This is a genomic window from Pseudomonas sp. E6002, from assembly GCF_013385565.1.
Classification (GTDB): domain Bacteria; phylum Pseudomonadota; class Gammaproteobacteria; order Pseudomonadales; family Pseudomonadaceae; genus Aquipseudomonas.
Map to the genome: position 1 here is coordinate 15,761 of NZ_JACAPT010000028.1, position 23,157 is coordinate 38,917.

The window sequence follows — 23,157 nt, forward strand, 5'->3', positions numbered from 1 at the left end:
CATTTTGTAATTATTGGTGTGATGAATGATCGTGCCGTGGGCGCGGGAAGCGGCAGGGAAGGTGCGCGTGAGGGCGTGGCAGAGGGCTTCGGACTAGAGCCTTTTGCTTGTTGTTGGCCTAGAATTGGCTGTCTGTTTTTTCACCTTTTTGCCAAGCCTGGAGCCCACATGACGCCCGCATTGGACCTGTTGAAAAAAGTTCGCGCCGAACATCGAATTCACAGTTACGAACATGACCCCAAGGCAGCGTCCTATGGTCTGGAGGCCGCGGAAAAATTGGGCCTGGACCCGGCGCAGGTGTTCAAGACCCTGCTGGCCAGCAGTGAAAAAGCCGAGCTGCTGGTGGCGGTTGTGCCGGTCGTCGGAAGTTTGGATTTAAAGGCGTTGGCGCAGGCGGCAGGGGTAAAAAAGGTCGAGATGGCAGACCCGGCAGCGGCGCAACGGGCCACCGGTTACTTGTTGGGCGGCATCAGCCCGCTGGGGCAGAAGAAACGCCTGCGCACCTTCATCGATGTGACGGCGCAGTCGTTTCCGACAATTTTTATCAGTGCGGGGAGAAGGGGGCTTGAGGTGGAGTTGGCAGCGACAGTGCTGGCCGAACACACCCAGGCCAAGTTCGCGGAAATTGGCCGGGCGTGATGCGTTGACGTCAGGAGGCGGTGCTGTAGCGTCGAACGCCTGACTCAACCTGAGGGATTTGTGCTGCGGTGCTGCCTGAGGCCTGGAACAACACCAGGTGCTCGGCTGCCACGCGAATGCCCACGTCGGCACCGACCAAGTGATCGGCGTGGCTGGGAAAGATCGACTCCAGCTGAGCGCCTGTCGGCAGCTGCAAGCGATACAGGGTCGACGCGCCGAGGAACGTCTTGCCGACAATCCGCGCCTTCAAGGCGCTGTCCGGTGCATAAACGATGTCGTCCGGGCGCAGCAACACATCCACCGCGCCGCCGGTTGGCCAAGTGTAGGCACGATTGCCGCGCAACTCCCCCAGTTCGGTGGCAACCGATTCCGGCGTGTTCAACTGCCCGCGAATGAAGTAACCCTGGCCAATGAAGCTGGCGACAAAGGGTGTCAGCGGTTCGTGATAGAGGTTGTAGGGCGTATCCCACTGCTCCAGGCGACCCTCCTTGAACACGCCGACATGGTCACTCACTGCGAAGGCTTCTTCCTGGTCGTGGGTCACCAGAATCGCACTGGTGCCCCGCGCCTTGAGGATATCGCGTACTTCGTGGCTGAGTTTGCGCCGCAGTTCGCCGTCGAGGTTGGAGAAGGGTTCGTCCAGCAGCAACAATTGCGGTTCCGGCGCCAGGGCGCGAGCCAGGGCGACGCGTTGCTGCTGGCCGCCCGAGAGTTCGTGGGGGAAGCGCTTGCCGAGGTTCTTCAGGTTCACCAGTTCCAGCAATTCAGCGACCACACGCTCTTTTTGCGGGTGCTTGCGAATGCCGAAGGCGATGTTGTCGGCCACGCTGAGGTGTGGAAACAGGGCGTAGTCCTGGAACACCATGCCGATCCGACGTTTCTCCGGAGCCAGTGTGAAACCGGCGCTGGAAATGACTTCGCCTGCCAGGCTGATCTCGCCTTCATGCACCGGCTCAAACCCGGCAATCGCTCGCAGGGTGGTGGTCTTGCCGCAGCCCGAGGAGCCCAGCAGGCAACCGATGTCGCCGGCGTTGAGGTGCAGATTGAGGTTCTGCACCACCCGTTGGTCTTGATAGCCGCATGCCAGATTGCGCAGGTTCAGCAGTAGTGGCTGGCTCATGCAGGACGGTACGCCGGCGCAACCAGAAACTCGAGCAGGGCTTTTTGTGCGTGCAGGCGGTTTTCCGCCTGGGCCCAGGCTACTGAACGTTGATCGTCCAGCAGGTCGAGACTGATTTCTTCGCCACGGTGGGCGGGCAGGCAGTGCATGAACAGCACGTCCGGCGCGGCCAGGTCGAGCAGGGCGCGGGTGACCTGGAACGGGGCGAAGAGCTTGAGGCGCTTGGCGGTTTCCTCTTCCTGGCCCATGGAGGTCCACACGTCGGTGCTCACCAGGTGTGCGCCGATGACCGCCTCACGCGGGTCGCGGACGATGGTCACGCGGTCGCCGGCCTGGGCCAGGAAACGTGCATCCGGCTCGTAGCCTTCAGGGCAGGCAACGCGCAATTTGAAGTCGAACTGGATCGCCGCTTCTATATAGCTGTTGCACATGTTGTTGCCGTCGCCGATCCAGGCCACGGTCTTGCCCTGGATCGAGCCGCGCTGTTCGAGGAAGGTTTGCATGTCGGCCAGCAACTGGCAGGGGTGCAGGTCATCGGACAGGCCGTTGATCACGGGCACTCGGGAGTTGGCGGCAAATTCGGTCAGGGTGCTGTGGGCGAAGGTACGGATCATCACCGCATCCAGCATGCTCGACATCACGATCGCGCAATCGCTGATCGGCTCGCCACGGCCCAGTTGGGTATCGCGAGGTGACAGGAAGATAGCCTGGCCGCCGAGCTGAATCATGCCGGCTTCGAAAGACACGCGGGTGCGGGTGGACGACTTCTCGAAAATCATCCCGAGCACGCGGTTTTTCAAAGGCTCGAACAATACGCCGCGGTTACGCAGGTCTTTAAGCTCAATGCCTCGACGGAGCACGCTGACCAGCTCTTCGGGCGTGCAATCCATCAGGGAGAGAAAGTGCCTTGCGCTCATCATTAACTACCTTTTTGCAACAGACCGCAGATACTCAAAGCCTGGTTTATTTTGAAAACGGGCGAGACCTGCGGCGAAAGCCGCACGGGGCGACGAAATAGGGGAAGGCGCGATCTTATAATTAAATGTCGCGTCTTACCAATAGGGCTACAGTTTTTAGGGGAGTTCAAGGACGCGGGGAGGGCGCTTTTGAAGCCTGTTTCCTGACAGCAGCGGGTCATTTGTACACTGGCGCTGCGCCACATTGCAATGCGTGAGGGCGGGCTGAGGCCGGGCTGCGTCGGTTTCAGCGGGCTGCCGAAGGCTTCTGAAACATTTCCTGATGTTTCCTCATGGCCTGGCCTGATGCCCCTGGATTCACACGACGAACGTTGCTGGCGCTGCTGCCCCGGGCGGGCCATAGTTTTCGTCCGAAGCGCCTAGCCCACAATAAAAGAGACTGGCCATGACCAAGACTCTCCACCACCGTGCCTGCCATCTGTGCGAAGCCATCTGCGGCCTCACACTGGAAACTACCCAGGGCGAAGACGGAAGCCTGGCGATCACCTCGATCAAGGGCGACCCCCTGGATACGTTCAGCCGTGGCCATATCTGCCCCAAGGCCGTGGCCCTGCAAGACATCCAGAATGACCCGGACCGCCTGCACCAGCCCATGTTGCGGGTGGGCAGCGAATGGCAGCCGATCCCGTGGGAAGACGCCTTTGTACTTGTAGCCGAGCGCCTGGCCGCGATTCAGACGCGTCACGGGCAGAATGCTGTGGCGGTGTACCAGGGCAATCCGAGCGTGCACAACTATGGCCTGATGACCCACAGCAACTACTTCCTTGGCCAGCTGAAGACCCGCAATCGTTTTTCCGCCACCTCGGTGGACCAGTTACCCCACCACCTCACCAGCCACCTGATGTACGGCCACGGCCTGTTGCTGCCGATCCCGGACATCGACCATACCGATTTCATGCTGATCCTCGGCGGCAACCCGCTGGCGTCCAACGGCAGCATCATGACCGTGCCGGATGTAGAGAAGCGCCTGAAGGCCATCCAGGCTCGCGGCGGCAAAGTCGTGGTGGTTGATCCGCGCCGCAGCGAGACGGCGGCGATGGCCGACCAGCATCTGTTCGTGCGCCCGGGCGGTGATGCGGCGTTGTTGTTCGGATTGCTCAATGCACTGTTTGCCGAGAACCTGACCCGTGACAGTCACCTGCCGGTGGACGGCCTGGATGACGTGCGCCACGCCGTGGCCGGATTCACCGCCGAGGCCATGAGCCGTCAATGTGCGGTACCCGCCGAGCAGATCCGCCAGTTGGCCCGGGACTTTGCGGCGGCTGAAAGGGCTGTGTGTTATGGCCGCATGGGCGTTTCGACCCAGGCGTTCGGCACGCTGTGCCATTGGCTGGTGCAGTTGATCAACCTGGTGACCGGCAATCTGGATCGAGTCGGCGGGGCCTTGTGCACCACGCCGGCAGTCGATCTGGTGGCTTCCACCTCCGGCGGGCACTTCAATCGCTGGCAAAGCCGGGTTTCCGGGCGACCCGAGTACGGGGGCGAGCTGCCGGTATCGGCACTGGCTGAAGAAATGCTCACTGAGGGTGAAGGGCAAATCCGTGCGCTGGTGACGGTGGCGGGCAATCCGGTGCTCTCCACGCCCAACGGCCGGCAACTGGAGCAGGCGCTGGATGGCCTGGAGTTCATGGTCAGCATCGACCTGTATATCAACGAGACCACGCGTTATGCCGACCTGATCCTGCCGTCCACCTCGGCCCTGGAAAACGATCACTACGACACCACCTTCAATATGTTCGCGGTGCGTAACGTCACCCGTTTCAATCGCGCCATCCTGCCGAAACCCGAGGGTGCGTTGCATGACTGGGAAATCTTCGTCGGCCTGGCCCGGGCGTTTGCCGAGAAGACGGGTAATACACTCAAACCGACGATGCCGCCTGCGCAGATGATCGACTTCGGGCTGCGGGCCGGGCCTTATGGTGACAGGTTGTCCATTGCCGCTCTGGCCGATCACCCTCATGGCCTGGACCTCGGGCCGCTGAAACCCAACCTCGCAGGCCGCCTGAAAACCGCCAATGGCCATCTGCAGGCCGCACCATCGGTAATCCTTGCCGACCTGGCGCGCTTTGCCGCGCAGCCGGTGCCCGAGGTGAATGAGTTGCTGCTGATCGGCCGCCGGCATGTGCGCAGCAACAACTCCTGGATGCATAACTACCACCGGCTGGTGAAGGGCAAGCCTCGCCATCAACTGCTGATGCACCCGGATGACCTTGCCCATCGCCAGTTGACTGACGGGCAGCGTGTACGGGTCAGCTCGCGGATCGGCATGATCGAGGTGGAAGTGTTGGCCAGTCTCGACATGATGCCCGGTGTGGTCAGCCTGCCTCACGGTTGGGGCCACGGCCGCCCTGGCGTGCAGATGACCATCGCCAGCGGGCAGCCGGGGGCGAGCGCGAATGACCTGACGGATGAGCGGCAACTGGATGAGCTGTCGGGCAACGCAGCGTTGAACGGCGTGCCGGTGCAGGTGGCGGCGGCGTAAGGATTGTCTGTCGGGGAGTCCGAGCGTCACGCTGGGGTTTGCGTTACAATGCGCCACCGTGCCGACCCATGAGTCGGAAAGTTCCAGCCGAGGTGTTCCATGGATATCATCGAAACGATCAAAGAGCAGATTGCCAACAACACTATTCTGCTTTACATGAAGGGCGCCCCTAACGCTCCCCAGTGTGGCTTCTCCGCAAAGGCTTCCCAGGCAATCATGCAATGTGGCGAGAAGTTCGCCTACGTGGATATCCTGCAGAACCCGGAAATCCGCGCCAACCTGCCGAAGTACGCCAACTGGCCAACCTTCCCGCAGCTGTGGGTTGCCGGTGAGCTGGTCGGCGGTAGCGACATCATCACCGAAATGGCGGCTGATGGTTCGTTGCAGGCACTGATCAAAGACGCAGCGGCCAAAGCAGCTGCGAAGACCGAAGCCTGATTTGTTTTAGGCCGCGGCAATAAAAAGCCCCGCTTCTCGAAAGAGAGCGGGGCTTTTTAGTGGCCGGGAATTGTTGGGTTATTCACCCATCTGCGATTGCAGGTAATTCTCGATAGTCACTTTGTCGATCAGGCCGATTTGGGTTTCCAGCCAGTCGATGTGTTCTTCCTGGTCTTCAAGGATATCTTCCAGCAGTTCACGGCTGCCGAAGTCGCCCTTGGATTCGCAATGGGCAATGGCGGCCTTCAGGTCGGTGTGGCTCTTGCGCTCGAAGTTCAGGTCGCAGTTGATCATTTCCTGGGTGTGCTCGCCGATGTTCAGCTTGCCCAGGTCCTGCACGTTAGGCAGGCCTTCCAGGAACAGGATGCGTTTGATCAGCGCGTCAGCGTCCTTCATGGCCTTGATGGATTCTTTGTATTCACGCTTGCCCAGCTTTTCCAGGCCCCAATCGTCATACATGCGCGCATGCAGGAAGTACTGATTGATCGCGACCAGTTCATTGGCAAGGATTTTGTTGAGTTGCTGGATGACTGTGATGTCGCCTTTCATGATTGGGGTCCTGCCCTGTATTAGCTGTATATAAGGCGGAGTTTGAGCTGCGCATTTACTACTGTCAAACCTAAGTTATTGAATAATAAATGAAAATTAATCGGAATAAGAATGTTTGTGTTCCGCGTCTTGGCGCTAACTGTTTGAATTTCGGGCATAAAAAAACCGGACACTAAGTCCGGTTCTTTAAAACACGCTGATTAAGCGTGTGTAAATTCTGCTGAGTAGGGGATCGCAGCCTGGACAGTTTGCAGCTGCGTCAGGGTTTCCCGTACCACTTGCTTGGCGAGGCAGGCGCATTTGCCGCATTGGCTGGCAACGCCGGTGGTTTCACGTACTTCCTTGTAGCTGCAGCAACCTTCGTAGATTGCTTCGCGGATTTGTCCGTCGGTGACGCCAGTGCAAAGGCAGACATACATAAGGGAGAACCATCGCGGTTTAAGGCTTAAGTGCGACGGATCTTAATGTTAACGAGAATGATTGTCAAAGTAGTTTCTCAAGCCTTGGTGTTTGCACGCGGCTTCACTGACGAACGGCTTTTTTCCGGTATGATGGTCGGTCTTCACGAAGCGTGATCACGTCACAGGCCTGTCGTTTAGCTGCGGCACACTGGGACGGATCCTTTTACTTCAGTCACCACCATCAGGAGATACCCAATGAGCGTACTCGTCGGCAAACAAGCCCCGGATTTCGACGTACCCGCCGTCCTCGGCAATGGCGAAATCGTAGACAGCTTCAAACTGTCTGAAGCCATCAAAGGCAAATACGGCCTGGTGTTCTTCTACCCGCTGGACTTCACCTTCGTCTGCCCATCGGAGCTGATCGCCCTGGATCACCGCATGGACGATTTCAAGGCGCGTAATGTTGAAGTGGTTGCCGTTTCCATCGACTCCCATTTCACCCACAACGCCTGGCGCAACACCGCCATCAATGATGGCGGCATCGGCAAAGTCAAATACACCATGGCTGCCGACATGAAGCACGACATCGCCAAGGCCTACGACGTTGAGTCCGAAGGCGGCGTGGCATTCCGTGGCGCGTTCCTGATCGACGACAAGGGCGTTGTACGCTCGCAGATCATCAACGACCTGCCGCTGGGCCGTAACATGGAAGAGCTGATCCGTCTGGTCGACGCCCTGCAATTCCACGAAGAGCACGGCGAAGTCTGCCCTGCCAACTGGAAAAAAGGCGACAAGGGCATGAACGCTTCGCCAGAAGGCGTTGCGGCTTACCTGACCGAGAACGCTGGCAAGCTGTAAGCCACGTTCGAAGCAAAAAAAACCGGCCTGAGAAGGCCGGTTTTTTTATGTGCGGGATTTGGCTTCAGTCGCCGAAGTCTTCCCAGCCGCCCATCTGTTTCCAACGGTTGACGATGCCGCAGAACAGCTCGGCGGTCTTCTCGGTGTCGTAGCGGGCCGAGTGGGCCTCACGACCGTCGAAGTCGATACCGGCAGCCTGGCAGGCCTTCGCCAGCACGGTCTGGCCATAGGCCAAACCGGCCAGGGTCGCAGTGTCGAAGCTGGAGAACGGGTGAAACGGGTTGCGTTTCATGTCCAGGCGCGCCACGGCGGCGTTGAGGAAGCCCAGGTCGAAGCTGCTGTTGTGGCCCACCAGGATCGCGCGTTTGCAGCCATTGGCCTTCAGGGCCTTGCGTACGCCACGGAAGATGTCGGTCAGCGCCGCTTCTTCACTGACGGCCATGCGCAGTGGGTGATCAAGCTTGATCCCGGTGAACTCCAGGGCCGCCGCTTCGATGTTGGCGCCTTCGAACGGCTCGACGCGGAAGAAGTGGGTGTGTTCCGGGAACACGAAACCCTGTTCATCCATGCCGATGGTCGTGGCGGCGATTTCCAGCAGCGCGTCAGTGGCGCAATTGAAGCCGCCGGTTTCTACGTCGATGACAACCGGCAGGTAGCCACGGAAACGCTCGGCCATCGGGTGACGGGAACCGCCACCACCGCCGCCGTGTTCCTGGTCGTCGTCGTAATGGTCTTCACTCACGGGTGTTCCTCCAGCAGGCGCCAGCGCAGTGTTTCACCGGCGCGCAGCGGGATAACGGTCAGCTCGCCAAACGGCAGGCTGGTGGGGGCGGTCCAGTCTTCACGGACCAGGGTAATGCGGTCGGTATTCGCCGGCAGGCCATAGAAACGCGGGCCGTTGAGGCTGGCGAACCCTTCAAGCTTGTCCAGGGCGTTGCGTTGTTCGAACGCTTCGGCATACAACTCGATCGCCGCATAGGCGGTATAACACCCGGCACAACCACACGCGGCTTCCTTGGCGTGTTGGGCGTGAGGTGCAGAGTCGGTACCGAGGAAAAATTTCTCGCTGCCACTGGTGGCGGCATCGAGCAGCGCTACCTGGTGCGTGTTGCGCTTGAGAATCGGCAGGCAATAGAAGTGCGGCCGAATCCCGCCCACCAGCATGTGGTTGCGGTTGTACAGCAGGTGATGCGCGGTGATGGTCGCGCCGACGTTGGCCGAAGCCTCGGTGACGAACTGCACGGCATCGGCGGTGGTGATGTGCTCGAACACCACCTTGAGGGTCGGGAACAGCTCGACAACTCGGCGCATGTGCTCGTCGATGAAGATCTTTTCACGATCGAACACATCGACATCGCCACGGGTGACTTCACCGTGGATCAGCAACGGCATGCCCACTTCGGCCATGGCTTCGATGGCCGGCAGGATCTTGTCGATACTGGTGACGCCGGAATCGGAGTTGGTGGTCGCGCCGGCCGGGTACAGCTTGGCGGCGTGCACGAAACCACTGGCCTTGGCCTGGCGGATTTCTTCGGGCTGGGTGCGGTCGGTCAGGTACAGCACCATCAACGGTTCGAAGCGGCTGCCGGCCGGTCGTGCAGCGAGAATGCGCTGGCGATAGGCGTCGGCTTCCGCGGCGTTACGCACCGGAGGTACCAGGTTAGGCATGATGATGGCGCGGCCAAACGTGCGCGCTACATCGGCCACGGTTTGGGGCAACGCAGCACCATCGCGAAGATGAATATGCCAGTCGTCGGGACGCAGCAGGGTCAGGCGGTCGGACATTGGGGATTCCAGGCGGGTCAATCTGGTGGGAATGCTACCGGAAAAGACTCTTGCAGGCACTCGCTATCAAGTTTTGCAGGATGCGACCGATATCCTTGGGTATGCCTTAACGATGTATGACGCCTTGATGTGTTGTAGAAACCAGTGGAGCCTCCCGTGCGCCAGCATTATCTAGCCCTGCTCAGTGTGTTCGCCAGCCTGCCCGCGATGGCCCTCACGTTCCAGACACGTCTGGAGAATATTGAGTGGAAAGTGGAGGGCGATAAATTCGAGTGCCGCTTGACCCAGCCGATCACCGATTTCGGCTCGGGCGAGTTCGTGCGCCGGGCCGGCGAGCAGGCGACGTTTCGCCTGAAAGCCTTTAACGGCTCGTTGGGTGCCGGTTCCGCAACCCTGTTGGCGGCGGCTGCGCCGTGGCAGCCGGGGCGTGGCGATATCAACCTGGGGGCGGTGCGTGTCGGCAGTGGCGATGTGCTGTTCAACAGCTCCCAGGCCCAGGCCGGGCGTTTGTTTACCGGCCTGCTCGAAGGGCGCAGCCCGACGGTGCGCCACTATAGCCGCGACGGCGGTTACTCCGAGATCCGCCTGCTGCCGGCGAAATTCAGCAAGGCCTACAACGACTACCAACTCTGCACCACCAAGCTGCTGCCGATGAATTTCGAGCAGGTCAAACAGACCGAGGTGGGTTTCCCGGGTGGCGGCATCGAACTGGACGCGGCGGCCAGGAAAAAGCTCTCGGTGATTCTCGAATTCATGAAAGCCGACCCGACGGTTAACCACGTCGAGTTGAATGGCCACTCCGACAACAGCGGCAATCGCCTGACCAATCGCGACGTTTCGCGGCGTCGTGCATTGGCGGTGATGGACTACTTCAAGGCCAATGGCATCCAGGAATCGCAGATTACCCTGCGCTTTCATGGCGAAAGCTATCCGCTGGCGCCGAACACCAACGCGGCCAACCGGGCGAAAAACCGCCGGGTGAATATTCAGCTCGAACGGGTGGCAGCCCCCGAGAAACCGGCGCCCCAGGCCAAGGCGCCAGGCAACGCTGCCGCCACCTCATAAGGTGCGGCGTTTCGTCGCCCGCTCGACATAATCTGTCGCTTTATCTTCATTTGCTGTCGCGCCTCTGTAATTTCACGGTTTTGGTCGGTAGAATCGACGCCTTTCCGTACAACCCCGTGGAGTGATGGCATGGCCGACGTAAACAAGGTCGTTCTCGCGTATTCCGGCGGCCTGGACACTTCGGTGATCCTCAAGTGGCTGCAGGATACTTATAACTGTGAAGTGGTGACCTTCACCGCTGACCTGGGTCAGGGCGAAGAGGTCGAACCTGCACGTGCCAAGGCGCAAGCCATGGGCGTGAAAGAGATCTACATTGACGACCTGCGCGAAGAGTTCGTCCGCGATTTCGTTTTCCCGATGTTTCGCGCCAACACTGTCTACGAAGGCGAGTACCTGCTGGGTACTTCCATCGCACGTCCGCTGATCGCCAAGCGCCTGATCGAAATCGCCAACGAAACCGGCGCCGACGCCATTTCCCATGGCGCCACCGGCAAGGGCAACGACCAGGTGCGTTTCGAACTGGGCGCCTACGCCTTGAAGCCAGGCGTAAAAGTGATTGCTCCGTGGCGTGAATGGGACCTGCTGTCCCGTGAAAAGCTGATGGACTACGCCGAAAAGCACGCGATCCCGATCGAGCGTCATGGCAAGAAGAAGTCCCCGTACTCGATGGACGCCAACTTGCTGCACATCTCCTATGAAGGCGGCGTGCTGGAAGACACCTGGACCGAGCACGAAGAAGACATGTGGAAATGGACCGTCTCCCCGGAGAACGCTCCTGACAAGGCCCAGTACCTGGAACTGACCTACCGCAACGGCGACATCGTCGCGCTGGACGGCGTCGAAATGACCCCGGCCACCGTACTGGCGACCTTGAACCGTATCGGTGGCGAACACGGTATCGGCCGCCTCGACATCGTCGAGAACCGTTACGTGGGCATGAAGTCCCGTGGTTGCTACGAAACCCCGGGCGGCACCATCATGCTGCGCGCTCACCGCGCCATTGAGTCCATCACCCTGGACCGTGAAGTGGCTCACCTCAAAGACGAGTTGATGCCCAAGTACGCCAGCCTGATCTACACCGGCTACTGGTGGAGCCCTGAGCGTCTGATGCTGCAACAGATGATCGACGCTTCCCAGGTCCACGTGAACGGCGTTGTGCGCCTGAAGCTGTACAAGGGCAACGTGATCGTGACCGGTCGCAAGTCCGATGAGTCGTTGTTCGACGCCAACATCGCCACTTTTGAAGAAGATGGCGGCGCCTACAACCAGGCAGACGCGGCAGGCTTCATCAAGCTGAACGCGTTGCGCATGCGCATTGCGGCCAACAAAGGTCGCAAGTTGTTCTGAGTGTTGTAAGTTGCAATGAAAAATGGCCCCTCAAGGGGCCATTTTTTTTGGTTGAAAATACATCCGGAATCATCGGGCGCGCGCCTGTGTTTATTGTTCGCTTCGAAAAAGTTCAGGTACTCCAGGAGATGATCTGGAGTGTTTATATTTTTACGGGGGCAATGTTTATTAATTTCGCTCGATAAGTGATGCATTGTTGAAAGTGAGATTTTTTCTTGTAGGCAGGAACTATGTACTACAGAAAATTCACTCAGAAATGTACCGCGAATATGTCAGATGCTGACATGCCTGTAGGATTTATGGAGCGTTAGTAATTATGTCGAATGGAACTTTTAAAAACCCGATTTCCCTCCGGGTTCACAGGTCTTCTGACAGCGCACAAGGGGCATTTCCTGAAACTTGTGTACGGCGCGTTTACCCGGGCCCGCGTAATCCTGGGAATTTTCACTCAAAATATGTTTGTGCTCGGAAAGTTCTGAAAGCCCCAACAAAACTGAATAGCTCCGATCTGGCGTTTTTTTGTAGGTTAAATCCTATGTCTTTGTGGGTTAGGTCTCTGCTTGCTGTTGCTTGGGGGGGAGCGCTATGCCAAGCGAGAAACGACTAGGCTATTGTGCTTACTCTTAATAATTCGAACAGCGAAATTGGACTTGCCCATGAATAAAGTGCTGATCGTGGATGATCATCCCGTCATTCGTCTTGCTGTACGTATGCTAATGGAACGTCATAGTTATGAGGTCGTTGCCGAGACCGATAACGGTGTCGATGCCTTGCAACTTGCGCGCGAGCATATGCCGGACATTGTCATACTGGATATTGGAATTCCCAAACTCGATGGCCTGGAAGTTATATGCCGGCTGTCATCAACCAAACAGGCACATCCCTTCAAGGTGCTGGTGCTGACGTCCCAGGCGCCCGGGCATTTCTCGATGCGGTGCATGCAGGCGGGTGCTGCCGGCTACGTGTGCAAGCAACAGGATCTCACCGAGCTGTTGAGCGCGGTCAAGGCGGTGCTGTGCGGGTACAGCTACTTCCCCAACCAGGCGTTGAACTCGGTGCGCTCCACAATGGGTAACGCCAGCGAAGCGGACATGGTCGAGCGCCTGTCCGGACGGGAGATGATGGTGTTGCAGCAGTTGGCCCGCGGCAAGACCAATAAGGAGATCGCCGATGGCATGTTCCTGAGCAACAAGACTGTGAGCACCTACAAGACCCGCTTGCTGCTCAAGCTCAACGCACGCTCGCTGGTGGACTTGATCGAGCTGGCCCAGCGAAACGGCCTGGTGTAGGCCGGCCTCACATTTACATCCAGTCAGAAAAAAGCCTCCGCAAGGGAGGCTTCTGTTTATCGTTGGATCGATTAGAGATCGAAGTCGTAATCGGCCAACTGTTTTTGCAAGCGCCGCTCTTCCAGAAGGTTGTCGATGGTGCGGCGTTTGCTCAAATTGGTCTTGGCCACCTCTGCCGGTGCTTCTGCTGCATCATCGTCGGATTCAGCGCCAACAACGTCGTCTTCTACATCCAGTTGTTCTTTGCCAGTGCTCATAAGGTTAACTCCAGGCTAAGACTGCCGTTGGCGCTCCTTATAACGATAATCTCGGGCCTGGTAAAAAAGATTTTTTCAATCGACTCATCGATAAAAGCAATGATGGCTCAATCGTCGGAAGTCTTTTCCTTGTATTCGCACAGGTCTTCGATGCGGCAGCTGCCACAGCGCGGCTTGCGGGCCTGGCAGACATAGCGTCCGTGAAGGATCAGCCAGTGATGCGAGTCCAGCAGGTACGGCTTGGGCACGAACTTCATCAGCTGTTTTTCCACCTCCACCACATTTTTTCCGCGGGCAATACCGGTTCGGTTGCTGACCCGAAAGATGTGCGTGTCCACCGCCATGGTCAATTGGCGAAATGCCGTATTGAGCACCACATTGGCGGTTTTTCGGCCAACACCCGGAAGGGCTTCCAGGGCTTCGCGCGTTTGCGGTACTTCGCTGCCGTGCAGTTCCACCAGCAGCCGGCAGGTCTCGATGACATTCTTCGCCTTGCTGTTGTACAGGCCGATGGTCTTGATGTATTCGGACAACCCCTCAACCCCCAGCGCGTAGATCGCCTCCGGGGTGTTCGCCACCGGATACAATTTAGCGGTGGCCTTGTTGACGCCGACGTCTGTGGACTGGGCCGAGAGAATCACGGCGATCAGCAACTCGAACGGCGAGGAGTAGGCCAGTTCGGTTTTCGGTTCCGGGTTGTCTTCGTGAAGCCGGCGGAAAATTTCCAGGCGTTTTGCGGCGTTCATGGGGCGAGCGGTTCCTTGCAAACAGTCAGTGTGGTTACGAAAAACGGGCCCAATAACCCGAGCAGGATAAACGCGGCGTGCACCGGCAGTACACGCTTCATCAGGTGGGGCCGGTGCTCAAGGGGGTCAGGTGCGGGCATCAGCCACCACCAGTGCCGCAAGCGCCTGCTCTGCCGTTTCGAAGTGCTGTTGCAGAATGATCAACTGCGACTGCTGTTCAAAGGTCGGCGGGTGGCCGAAAGCTTTCAGGGATTTGTGCAATTGGGCGCGGCTCATGGCCAGGTTGATCTTGGCCTTCTTCAAGGCGGCGTCCATGGCCGCGGCTTTTTGCGCACGAACCCGCTCAATGGCCGCCTGGACCGGGTTGACCGTGGCCGCAGCTACCGGGGCGGCGCGCTTGGAGCGTGCCTGGCGTTCTGCAAGTTTCTGTTCCTCTTCGCGTTGCAGCCGCGCGTTGCGCTGTTCAAACCGTCGCCGGGCCCGGTCGCGCTTGAGGCTGCGTGCCTCACGTTCATGATCATTGGAGGCCAGCCCGCCGACAATCGGTACCACGGTGCTCAACGGACGCATTTCGATGCAATCAACCGGGCAGGGTGCTACACACAGGTCGCAACCCGTGCACTCGTCGACAATCACCGTGTGCATCAATTTGGCAGCACCGACGATAGCGTCCACCGGGCAGGCCTGGATGCATTTGGTACAGCCGATGCACTCCGCTTCACGGATAAACGCGATCTGTGCGGGCGCTTCCCCTCGAGATGTGTCCAACTCCAGCACCGGGAGCTTCAACAGCTGCGCCAGGCCTGCGATGGTTTCCTGGCCGCCCGGAGGGCACTTGTTGATCGCCTCGCCTTGGGCAATGCCTTCTGCGTAGGGCTTGCAGCCAGGATGCCCACATTTGCCACACTGGGTTTGCGGCAGCAGGGCGTCGATACGTTGAATCAGGCTCATGGTTTGATCATTGCGTTGGAACCCGGAAAAGCCACAGCCAACAACGGGCCGACAGCAAACAGAATCCGATTATCCGGCAAGCGAGGAGGGGGTACTAGCTGAAACCGCCCCATGGCCGAGACCATGAGGCAGTTAGCCATTGTTACTTGATGCGCTGACCCGGCTTGGCGCCGCTGTCCGGGCTCAACAGGTAGATCTCTTCACCGCCAGGGCCGGCCGCCATCACCATGCCTTCGGAGATACCGAACTTCATTTTCCGCGGCTTGAGGTTGGCGATCATCATGGTCAGGCGACCATCGAGCTTGGATGGGTCCGGATAGGCGCTCTTGATCCCCGAGAACACGTTGCGTTGTTCATCACCGATGTCCAGGGTCAGGCGCAGCAGTTTGTCGGCGCCTTCCACGGCTTCGGCCTTGAGGATCAGGGCCACCCGCAAGTCCACCGCAGCGAAGGCGTCGAAGTCGATTTCCGGCGACAACGGATCTTTCGCCAGTTCGCCATTGCCCGCAGGTGCAGCGTCGCCGGTATCGGTCTTGCTGGCCTCGAGGTCTTCTTTCGATGCGTCGGTCATGGCCTGCACTTTTACCGGGTCGATACGGGTCATCAGCGGCTTGAACTCATTCAACTGATGGTTGCCGAGCAGTGTCGCGTGGTCATTCCAGGTCAGCGGCGGCACATTGAGGAACGCCTCGGCGTCGGCTGCCAGCAATGGCAATACCGGCTTGAGGAAGATCACCAACTGACGGAACAGGTTGACGCCTGTGGCGCAGATCGCCTGGACTTCAGCCTGCTTGCCTTCCTGCTTGTTCAGCGACCACGGCGCCTTGTCGGCGATCCAGGCGTTGGCGCGGTCGGCCAGGCCCATGATTTCGCGCATGGCCCGGGCAAAGTCGCGAGCTTCATAGGCATCGGCGATGCTCGGCGCGGCGGCCAGGATTGCATCGGTCAACTCAGGTGCGGCATTTTCAGCCACCAGCACCCCGGCGTTGCCCTTGTGGATAAACCCGGCGCAACGGCTGGCGATGTTGACGACCTTGCCCACCAGGTCCGAGTTGACCTTCTGTACGAAGTCTTCCAGGTTCAGGTCCAGGTCATCGACACCACGGCCCAGCTTGGAGGCGTAGTAGTAGCGCAGGTATTCCGGCGACAGGTGGTCCAGGTAGGTGCGCGCCTTGATAAAGGTGCCACGGGACTTGGACATCTTCTGGCCGTTGACCGTCAGGTAACCGTGCACGGCAATGCCGGTTGGCTTGCGGTAGCCCGAGCCTTCAAGCATTGCAGGCCAGAACAGCGCGTGGAAGTTGACGATGTCCTTGCCGATGAAGTGGTACAGCTCGGCCGTGGAGTCCTTGTTCCAGAACGCGTCGAAGTCCAGCTCCGGCGTGCGGTCGCACAGGTTCTTGAAGCTGGCCATGTAGCCGATCGGCGCGTCCAGCCACACGTAGAAGTATTTGCCTGGCTCGCCCGGGATCTCAAAGCCGAAGTACGGCGCATCGCGGGAGATGTCCCACTGTTGCAGGCCGGCGTCCAGCCATTCGGCGATCTTGTTCGCCACGGCGTCCTGCAGGGTGCCGCTGCGGGTCCAGGTTTGCAGCATCTGCTGGAAATCCGGGAGCTTGAAGAAGAAGTGCTGGGAATCCTTGAGTACCGGGGTGGCGCCGGAGATGGCCGACTTCGGATCCTTCAGGTCGGTGGGCGCGTAAGTGGCGCCGCATTTCTCGCAGTTGTCGCCGTACTGGTCCTCAGTGCCGCATTTCGGGCAGGTGCCCTTGATGAAGCGGTCGGCCAGGAACATTTTCTTTTCCGGGTCGAAATACTGGGTGATCGAACGCGTGGCAATGTGCCCGGCGTCCTTGAGGCGCAGGTAGATCTGGCTCGACAGCTCGCGGTTTTCGTCGGAGTGGGTCGAGTGGAAGTTATCGAAATCCACCAGGAACTCGGCAAAGTCGGCGCTGTGTTCAGCCTGGACATTGGCGATCAGTTGTTCCGGGGTGATCCCTTCCTTCTCGGCGCGCAACATGATGGCCGAACCGTGGGCGTCGTCCGCGCAGACATAAATGCATTGATTGCCGCGATGCTTCTGGAAGCGCACCCACATATCGGTCTGGATGTACTCAAGCATATGGCCAAGGTGGATAGAACCATTGGCATAGGGCAGGGCGCTGGTGACGAGGATCTTGCGTGGCTCGGACATGGGGCTCGGCTACTTGATGAAACGGAGGTCGGCCACTATAAAGCGCCGGGAAATTTATTTCACCCCGTGCGGCTGTTTCCGGATTTTCCCACAGGCCGAAAGCGTGCCGCTGGAGCGCTGGAACGGTTAGGATAGCCGCCTGTTTTAGTCAGTCTTTTTTCGGGAGTAGCCCATGAGCGCCGTCAATCGCGCAGCGGTGGAAGCCGTTCTTCGCCAGTACACCGACCCCTACCTGAACCAGGACCCGGTCAGCGCCGGGTGCGTACGCGCCATCGACGTGCAGGGTGACAAGGTTTCGGTCCAGCTTGAGCTGGGCTACGCTGCAGGCCTGTTCAAGAGCGGCTGGGCGCAGATGCTGCAAATGGCCATCGAAGGCCTGGACGGCGTCAGCTCGGCCAGGGTCGACATCCAGTGCGTGATCGCCCCGCACAAGGCCCAGGCGCAGATTCCGGGCCTGGCCAACGTCAAGAACGTGGTGGCCGTGGCTTCCGGCAAGGGCGGCGTGGGCAAATCCACCACCGCCGCCAACCTGGCCCTGGCCCTGGCCCGGGAAGGCGCGCGGGTCGGGATTCTCGACGCCGACATCTATGGCCCGAGCCAGGGCGTGATGTTTGGCATCCCGGAAGGCACCCGGCCGAAGATCAAGGACCAGAAATGGTTCGTGCCGATCGAGTCCCATGGCGTGGAAGTCATGTCCATGGCCTTCCTGACCGATGACAACACACCGATGGTCTGGCGCGGCCCGATGGTATCCGGTGCGTTGCTGCAACTGGTCACCCAGACCGACTGGGGCAATCTGGACTACCTGGTGATCGATATGCCGCCAGGCACCGGCGATATCCAGCTGACCCTGGCGCAGAAAGTGCCGGTGGCCGGCGCGGTGATCGTCACCACACCGCAGGACCTGGCGCTGCTGGATGCCCGCAAGGGTGTGGAGATGTTCCGCAAGGTCAACATCCCGGTGCTGGGCGTCGTGGAAAACATGGCGGTGCACATCTGCTCCAACTGCGGCCACGCGGAGCATCTGTTCGGTGAAGGCGGCGGCGAGAAGCTCGCGACCCAGTACGGCGTGGAACTGCTGGCGTCATTGCCGCTGTCCATGGGGATTCGTGAGCAGGCTGATGGCGGCAAGCCGACGGTGGTTGCCGAGCCCGATGGCCAGATTGCCATGGTCTACCAGGAGCTGGCGCGCCACGTAGGCGCGCGAATCGTCCTGCAGGAAGCAGAGGCCCAGGCAATGCCGACGATTACTGTCAGCGACGACTGATCCACCGGATGGGAAAAAAGCCTCGACCTTGTCGGGGCTTTTTCTTGCCTGATGAACACCAACGAGGCGTTTTTTACTCTTTTACGTAATTGCTGGTGTAAGCATTCACTTACTTTTTCGTAAGCGTTTGGGTTTTTTCATCGGCGGGGGCGTCTTGAATTGATTGCCTATATTTCTATCTTATTGAAATATAACGATTATTTATTCGCGTTTGAGCGCGTGAATCGAAAACCCGGCGGGTTGGATCCCGTTGAACTTCCCCGTGAACTCTCTAAGATCAGCCCTGTGTCCACGGATTGACACAGTCATCAAGGAACGATGATTCAGGGAACCTCGCAGGATGCGATTCATCAGGACGATGAAAAGGAACACAGGGACTAGGGAAAAAATGTGGGCGGGTCATACCGCCCCTTTTTTTGCCTGTAGAAAAGTGAAACCCGCCCCGCAGAAATGCAAAAAGGCCCGCAAGGGGCCTTTTGGAGGGCATCGACGCTATCAGCGTTCGAGGTCGGCAATCTTGCCTTTTTTGCCATCCCACTCTGCCGCATCCGGCATCGGGTCTTTGCGCTCAGTGATATTCGGCCAGATTTCCGCCAGCTCAACGTTCAACTGAATAAATTCCTGCATCTCTGCCGGGACTTCGTCCTCGGAGAAAATAGCGACGGCCGGGCATTCTGGTTCACACAGGGCGCAGTCAATGCACTCGTCCGGGTGGATGACCAGGAAATTCGGGCCTTCGTAGAAGCAGTCCACCGGACACACTTCTACGCAGTCGGTGTACTTGCACTTGATGCAGTTGTCGGTGACGACGAAGGTCATTTCTAATTTTCTCCTCAGGCGGCGGCAGCGAAACCCTTTGTGGCAGGGCTCGCGAGGTTCGGGAGCGATAGTCTGCAGGCCAGGCTAAAAGCCCGCAGCATCCCAAACCGCGCGAGAGTCTACCAGCTTGCAAGCGTCTGCGTTATATCCGAGTCTTCAGTGCATATAACATTTCGAGCGCTTTTCGCGGCGTCACGTCATCCAGGTCAAGCTTAGCCAACTCATCCAGTACCGGATGAGGCAGGCTGGCGAACATGTCGCTCTGGTGCGGCGCGCTGGGTTTGTTGCTGGCCTTGGCCGGGCTGGCCACGGGAATCTCATGGGGCAGCGCGGTTTCTTCCAGGCGGCTCAGGTGCTCGCGAGCACGGGTAATCACCTCGGCCGGCACCCCCGCCAGTTGCGCCACGGCCAGGCCGTAACTCTGGCTTGCCGGGCCGGGCAGCACGTGGTGCAGGAACACGATGCGCTCGTTGTGCTCGGTGGCATTGAGGTGCACGTTGGCTACCAACGGCTCGTTTTCCGGCAGCACGGTCAGTTCGAAGTAGTGCGTCGCGAACAGCGTATATGCCCGCAGGTGCGCCAAACGCTCGGCCGCCGCCCACGCCAGGGACAGCCCGTCGAAGGTGCTGGTGCCGCGGCCCACTTCGTCCATCAGCACCAGGCTGCGTTCGGTGGCGTTGTGCAGGATGTTGGCGGTTTCGCTCATTTCCACCATAAAGGTCGAACGGCCACCGGCCAGGTCATCGCTGGAACCGATCCGGGTGAAGATGCGGTCCACCAGTGACAATTCGCAGCTTGCCGCCGGCACGAAGCTGCCGATATGCGCCAGCAGCACGATCAATGCGGTCTGACGCATGTAGGTGGATTTACCGCCCATGTTCGGACCGGTGATCACCAGCATGCGCGTGTCGTCGTCCAGCGACAGGTCGTTGGCGACGAACGGCGTGGTCAACACCTGCTCAACCACCGGGTGGCGACCTTGCACGATGCGCATGCACGGCTCGCTGACAAAGCGCGGGCAGTTCAGGTCAAGGTTCAGGGCACGCTCGGCCAGGTTGCTCAGTACATCCAGCTCGGCCAGGGCGGCTGCGGTGTCCTGCAACGGCGCAAGCTTGTCGATCAGGCTTTCGAGCAAGGCTTCGTAGAGCATTTTCTCCCGGGCCAGGGCGCGGCTTTTGGCCGACAGCGCCTTGTCTTCGAATTCTTTAAGCTCCGGAGTGATAAAGCGCTCGGCACCCTTGAGGGTCTGGCGGCGCTGGTAATCGATCGGCGCCTGCTCGGCCTGCTTGCTTGGCAACTCGATAAAGTAGCCGTGCACGCGGTTGTAGCCGACTTTCAGGTTGGCCAGGCCCGTGCGGGCTTTTTCACGGGCTTCCAGGTCAATCAGGAACTGCCCGGCGTTCTCGCTCAGGGATTGCAGCTCATCCAGCTCGGTGTCGTAACCGGTCTTCAACACGCCACCGTCACGGATGATCGCGGGCGGGTTGTCGATGATGGCTTTTTCCAGCAGCGCCGCCAGTTCCGGGTAGGTGCCGGTGGTGACTGCCAGCTGCTGCAGGTGCGGTGCTTCCAGTTCGGTCATCGCCGCTTGCAGTTGCGGCAGGGCGCCGAGGGCATCGCGCAGGCGTGCCAGGTCGCGAGGCCGCGCGTTACGCAGGCCGATCCGCGCCAGGATCCGCTCGATATCGCCGATTTCCTTGAGCTGCGGTTGCAGCTTTTCAAAGCGGTAGCGGTCGAGCAGGCAGGTAATAGAGGTCTGGCGGGCTTGCAGCACGGTCAAATCCCGCAGCGGGCGGTTCAACCAGCGGGTGAGCAAGCGGCTGCCCATGGCGGTCTGGCAACGGTCGACCACCGATTGCAGGGTGTTGTCGCGCCCGCCGGCGAGGTTGGTGTCCAGTTCCAGGTTGCGACGGCTGGCGCCATCCAGCACCACGGTGTCGTCCAGGCGTTCATGACGCAGGCTGCGCAAATGCGGCAGGGCAGTGCGCTGGGTTTCCTTGGCATAGCTGAGCAGGCAACCGGCGGCGCCGATGGCCAGGGTCAGGGTTTCGCAACCGAAGCCCTTGAGGTCTTGCACGGAGAATTGCTGGCACAGGCTTTTCAGCGCCGAATCACGCTCGAAATCCCACGGCGCACGACGCTTGGTCCCACGGCGACGTTCCGCCGGCAGGTCCTTTGGCCAGTCGTCCGGGATCATCAACTCCACCGGGTTGACGCGCTCAAGCTCCGCCAGCAGATTCTCCCAGCCCTTGATCTCCAGCACCGTGAAGTTGCCACTGGTGATATCCAGGACTGCCAGGCCGAACAGGCGTTCGTCCCCCAGTACTGCCGCGATCAGGTTGTCGCGACGCTCATCCAGCAGCGCCTCATCACTCACCGTACCCGGCGTGATGATGCGCACCACCTGGCGTTCCACCGGGCCCTTGCTGGTGGCCGGGTCGCCGATCTGCTCACAGATCACCACCGACTCGCCCAGCTTCACCAGCTTGACCAGGTAACCTTCCAACGAATGATATGGAATCCCGCACATCGGAATTGACTGCCCGGCCGACTGCCCGCGCGCGGTCAGGGTGATGTCCAGCAACTTGGCCGCCTTCTTCGCGTCTTCATAGAAGATCTCGTAGAAATCGCCCATGCGGTAGAACATCAACTGATCAGGGTGCTGGTTTTTCAGGCGCCAGTACTGCTGCATCATCGGGGTGTGGCTGGAGAGGTCGGTCATACGCGGGGTTCAGCTCTTCCTGTCGATTTTTGGCAAGGGTAAATAGGCTAATGGTACATTGATTTTTTATGCATTGTGGGCGGCTATACGATGTTGAATTCTCGCTACGAGCCTTATAAACGATGTGTTTGTCCTATGGTTTACGATAGAAACCAAGACAGATCGGGTTCGGTTGATCAATAAAAAAACCCGACGCTGGGTCGGGTTCTTTATTGCAGTGCCTTAGTAGATGTCAGGCTCGTTTTGCCTCAGCTGACATCAATACAAGGTTCTGCTGTTTGGTCGCTTCGGTCAGCACTTCGCTGTATACGCGCTTTTTTTGATCAGATTTAGCGTTACGAATAAAGTCGGCAAAGGGGCTTTTTGCACCTTTGGTCAAGCCCAGCTTAATCGAAATCATCATTACGCTCCTGATGGTTGCCCGAGTCTGGCCTCAAGATCGGCCCGCGTGTGTCGCTCAGGAATATGGTAGTCAATTTTTTCGACACCGGCTTTGTACAATCGTCCCGAGTTGTCAATGTGCTTGAGCAGCAAATCCACGTGGATATCGCCGCCGTACTCTAGCTTAAGTGCGTTGACGACGTCACGTGCGGCAAAGTACTGGTCGATGAAATGCTCTTTACGAATCCTTCTTCCTTCTGCTTCTTCGCGAGCTTTGACGAAGTCCCAAGCGAGCCTCGGATCCTGGTAGACGTACAGAATCTGTACGAACCTGCCTTTTCTTAAGGAACGATCCACATTCCGCCTGGCGACATCAATGTTTGAAAATGTTCCGTCAAGGAGGAACGACTGCTGTTGGTCCATCGCAAAATCCAGAATCTTCTCCACCAAAATAGAAACCCCTCTCTGGAATAACCAGGAGTTACCGCCGGTATAGGCAACAAATTCGCTACGAGGCTCATCGGGGTCAATTCGAAGGATCGGGGTGTCGGCAAAAAGATTCACGAGCGCGATTGATGCCTCGGTTTTTCCTGCACCCGGTGAGCCGGCCATGTAGACCGATACAGGCGCCTCTTCCGGAGGATAGATAGCTTTGTCGGTCAGACGCCTGGCAATCATTTTCTTGTTTGAGCGAGCAAAGCGCAGCGCTTCGTCTGAGACTTCTTGCTCTGACTGCGTCATGACTTTTCTGATTGGATCTGCAAAGTGCGTCATCAACAAACCCAGCATTTTTCCGATAGGCGCAGGTTAGCATGCGAGGCAGACCACAAATGGTTAGGTAAAAATCTGCAATCAATGCATTAAATATGC

Annotated in this window: 21 protein-coding genes and 1 pseudogene; 8 read left to right on the top strand and 14 right to left on the bottom strand. The window is 58.9% G+C overall.

What is annotated here, in order from left to right; genetic code table 11:
- The first annotated feature begins 168 nt into the window (after positions 1-168).
- On the top strand, positions 169-639 hold the full coding sequence (gene ybaK / locus HX815_RS22900) for a Cys-tRNA(Pro) deacylase (protein WP_003208718.1): 471 nt from the start codon (positions 169-171) through the stop codon (positions 637-639).
- 10 nt (positions 640-649) lie between these two features.
- Here the strand turns inward: ybaK and HX815_RS22905 are convergent, their stop codons facing one another.
- Positions 650-1,759: an ABC transporter ATP-binding protein gene (locus HX815_RS22905; protein ID WP_177028934.1), complete on the bottom strand. Its 1,110-nt coding sequence runs from the start codon at positions 1,757-1,759 to the stop codon at positions 650-652.
- Entirely contained in the window at positions 1,756-2,676 is a 921-nt protein-coding gene (gene argF / locus HX815_RS22910; protein WP_003208712.1) for an ornithine carbamoyltransferase, read from the bottom strand. Before argF ends, HX815_RS22905 begins: the two co-directional genes overlap by 4 nt.
- 445 nt (positions 2,677-3,121) lie before the next feature.
- Between argF and HX815_RS22915 the strand changes: the two genes are divergently transcribed.
- On the top strand, positions 3,122-5,218 hold the full coding sequence (locus HX815_RS22915) for a molybdopterin oxidoreductase family protein (RefSeq protein WP_177028935.1): 2,097 nt from the start codon (positions 3,122-3,124) through the stop codon (positions 5,216-5,218).
- Between the two features lie 99 nt (positions 5,219-5,317).
- Positions 5,318-5,656 (top strand): Grx4 family monothiol glutaredoxin, encoded by a 339-nt coding sequence (grxD, locus tag HX815_RS22920; RefSeq protein ID WP_003208710.1) that lies wholly within the window; start codon positions 5,318-5,320, stop codon positions 5,654-5,656.
- Between the two features lie 78 nt (positions 5,657-5,734).
- Here grxD and bfr read toward each other — a convergent pair whose 3' ends face one another.
- Positions 5,735-6,205, bottom strand: coding sequence for a bacterioferritin (gene bfr / locus HX815_RS22925; RefSeq protein WP_008433502.1), 471 nt, complete (start codon positions 6,203-6,205; stop codon positions 5,735-5,737).
- Between the two features lie 200 nt (positions 6,206-6,405).
- Positions 6,406-6,624: a bacterioferritin-associated ferredoxin gene (locus HX815_RS22930; RefSeq protein WP_177028936.1), complete on the bottom strand. Its 219-nt coding sequence runs from the start codon at positions 6,622-6,624 to the stop codon at positions 6,406-6,408.
- A 237-nt stretch (positions 6,625-6,861) separates the two neighbouring features.
- On the opposite strand from HX815_RS22930, the gene HX815_RS22935 reads away from it, so the two are divergent.
- Positions 6,862-7,464, top strand: a complete 603-nt coding sequence (locus HX815_RS22935) for a peroxiredoxin (RefSeq protein WP_003172097.1) — start codon at positions 6,862-6,864, stop codon at positions 7,462-7,464.
- A gap of 64 nt (positions 7,465-7,528) precedes the next feature.
- Here HX815_RS22935 and rnt read toward each other — a convergent pair whose 3' ends face one another.
- Together rnt and pyrC are read right to left on the bottom strand one after the other, a co-directional pair.
- Positions 7,529-8,206 (bottom strand): ribonuclease T, encoded by a 678-nt coding sequence (rnt, locus tag HX815_RS22940; protein ID WP_003208704.1) that lies wholly within the window; start codon positions 8,204-8,206, stop codon positions 7,529-7,531.
- Positions 8,203-9,249: a dihydroorotase gene (gene pyrC / locus HX815_RS22945; protein WP_003208703.1), complete on the bottom strand. Its 1,047-nt coding sequence runs from the start codon at positions 9,247-9,249 to the stop codon at positions 8,203-8,205. Before pyrC ends, rnt begins: the two co-directional genes overlap by 4 nt.
- A 156-nt stretch (positions 9,250-9,405) precedes the next feature.
- On the opposite strand from pyrC, the gene HX815_RS22950 reads away from it, so the two are divergent.
- From HX815_RS22950 to HX815_RS22960, 3 genes are all read left to right on the top strand, one after another.
- Positions 9,406-10,314, top strand: coding sequence for an OmpA family protein (locus tag HX815_RS22950; RefSeq protein WP_087695280.1), 909 nt, complete (start codon positions 9,406-9,408; stop codon positions 10,312-10,314).
- A 129-nt stretch (positions 10,315-10,443) separates the two neighbouring features.
- Positions 10,444-11,661 carry an argininosuccinate synthase gene (locus HX815_RS22955; RefSeq protein ID WP_003208700.1) on the top strand — a complete coding sequence of 406 codons (1,218 nt, stop codon included), beginning with the start codon at positions 10,444-10,446 and terminating at the stop codon, positions 11,659-11,661.
- A gap of 656 nt (positions 11,662-12,317) precedes the next feature.
- Complete coding sequence (locus tag HX815_RS22960; protein ID WP_003208698.1) at positions 12,318-12,950, top strand: response regulator transcription factor; 633 nt, start codon at positions 12,318-12,320, stop codon at positions 12,948-12,950.
- A 71-nt stretch (positions 12,951-13,021) separates the two neighbouring features.
- Here HX815_RS22960 and HX815_RS22965 read toward each other — a convergent pair whose 3' ends face one another.
- From HX815_RS22965 to metG, 4 genes and pseudogenes are all read right to left on the bottom strand, one after another.
- Entirely contained in the window at positions 13,022-13,207 is a 186-nt protein-coding gene (locus tag HX815_RS22965) for a PA3496 family putative envelope integrity protein (protein WP_177028937.1), read from the bottom strand.
- Between the two features lie 107 nt (positions 13,208-13,314).
- On the bottom strand, positions 13,315-13,953 hold the full coding sequence (gene nth / locus HX815_RS22970) for an endonuclease III (RefSeq protein WP_010170146.1): 639 nt from the start codon (positions 13,951-13,953) through the stop codon (positions 13,315-13,317).
- Between the two features lie 150 nt (positions 13,954-14,103).
- Positions 14,104-14,925: pseudogene (gene rsxB / locus HX815_RS22975) on the bottom strand (electron transport complex subunit RsxB); the annotation flags it as partial.
- Positions 14,926-15,046: 121 nt separating this feature from the next.
- The gene (gene metG, locus HX815_RS22980) at positions 15,047-17,098 is read right to left on the bottom strand and encodes a methionine--tRNA ligase (RefSeq protein ID WP_008433517.1); all 2,052 of its coding nucleotides are present in this window, start codon (positions 17,096-17,098) and stop codon (positions 15,047-15,049) included.
- Between the two features lie 172 nt (positions 17,099-17,270).
- On the opposite strand from metG, the gene apbC reads away from it, so the two are divergent.
- Positions 17,271-18,365, top strand: coding sequence for an iron-sulfur cluster carrier protein ApbC (gene apbC, locus HX815_RS22985; protein ID WP_087695282.1), 1,095 nt, complete (start codon positions 17,271-17,273; stop codon positions 18,363-18,365).
- Positions 18,366-18,860: 495 nt separating this feature from the next.
- On the opposite strand, the gene fdxA is transcribed toward apbC, so the two are convergent.
- The 4 genes from fdxA to HX815_RS23005 all read right to left on the bottom strand — a co-directional run bounded on the left by fdxA (position 18,861) and on the right by HX815_RS23005 (position 23,061).
- Positions 18,861-19,184, bottom strand: coding sequence for a ferredoxin FdxA (fdxA, locus tag HX815_RS22990; protein WP_003208688.1), 324 nt, complete (start codon positions 19,182-19,184; stop codon positions 18,861-18,863).
- A gap of 142 nt (positions 19,185-19,326) precedes the next feature.
- A complete protein-coding gene (mutS, locus tag HX815_RS22995) occupies positions 19,327-21,906 on the bottom strand; it encodes a DNA mismatch repair protein MutS (protein WP_087695283.1) in 2,580 nt (859 codons plus the stop codon).
- 232 nt (positions 21,907-22,138) lie between these two features.
- Positions 22,139-22,309, bottom strand: a complete 171-nt coding sequence (locus HX815_RS23000) for a hypothetical protein (protein WP_177028931.1) — start codon at positions 22,307-22,309, stop codon at positions 22,139-22,141.
- On the bottom strand, positions 22,309-23,061 hold the full coding sequence (locus HX815_RS23005) for a zeta toxin family protein (protein ID WP_256351178.1): 753 nt from the start codon (positions 23,059-23,061) through the stop codon (positions 22,309-22,311). The genes HX815_RS23000 and HX815_RS23005 overlap by 1 nt, the downstream gene beginning before the upstream one ends.
- Between the last annotated feature and the right edge of the window lie 96 nt (positions 23,062-23,157).